Annotated in this window: 1 protein-coding gene; it reads right to left on the reverse strand. The window is 67.9% G+C overall.

Going from position 1 to position 869, the window contains the following annotated elements:
• Positions 1-869, reverse strand: an 869-nt coding sequence (gene hemA / locus EN853_RS33075) for a 5-aminolevulinate synthase (RefSeq protein WP_135856043.1), incomplete at both ends; no start/stop codon positions are given.

An 869-nucleotide genomic window follows, 5' to 3' on the forward strand; every position in this document is an offset into this window, starting at 1 on the left:
AGGGCGTCCCAGGTCTCGACCAGCGCGTCCTGCAGCTCGGCGATCAGTGCGTCCGAATGGAAGGGCGTCGGCGTGATGCGCAGCCGCTCGGTGCCGCGCGGCACCGTCGGATAGTTGATCGGCTGGATGTAGATGCCGTGGACGCCGAGCAGGCGGTCGCTGGCCATCTTGCACAGCTCCGGATCGCCGACCAGCACCGGCACGATGTGGGTGGCCGATTCCATCACCGGCAGCCCTGCCGCGGCCAGCACCTGCTTGGTCCTGGCCGCCTGGCGCTGCTGCGCGTCGCGCTCGGCCTGCGAGCGCTTGAGATGCCGGATCGAGGTGGTGGCGGCCGCCGCGATCGCCGGCGGCAGCGCGGTGGTGAAGATGAAGCCCGGCGCGTAGGAACGCACCGCGTCGATGACGGCGCTGGCGCCGGTGATATAGCCGCCCAGCGTGCCGAAGGCCTTGGCAAGCGTACCCTCGATGACGTCGATGCGGTCGGCCAGGCCCTCGCGCTCGGTGATGCCGCCGCCGCGCGGCCCGTACATGCCCACCGCATGCACCTCGTCGATATAGGTCATGGCGTTGTAGCGCTCGGCGAGCTCGACGATCTGCCTGATCGGGGCGATGTCGCCGTCCATCGAATAGACGCTTTCGAAGACGATCAGCTTGGCGCGCTCGCGGCCGGCCGCCTGCAGCAAGCTTTCCAGATGCGCGACGTCGTTGTGGCGAAAGATCTTCTTTTCGGCGCCCGAGCGGCGCACGCCCTCGATCATCGAGGCGTGGTTCAATTCGTCGGAGAGCACCAGGCAGTTGGGCAAAAGCCTGGCGATGGTCGAGATCGAGGCCTCGTTGGAGACGAAGCCGGAGGTGAAGACGAGCGC

Source organism: Mesorhizobium sp. M1C.F.Ca.ET.210.01.1.1, assembly GCF_004791585.1.
Classification (GTDB): Bacteria; Pseudomonadota; Alphaproteobacteria; order Rhizobiales; family Rhizobiaceae; genus Mesorhizobium.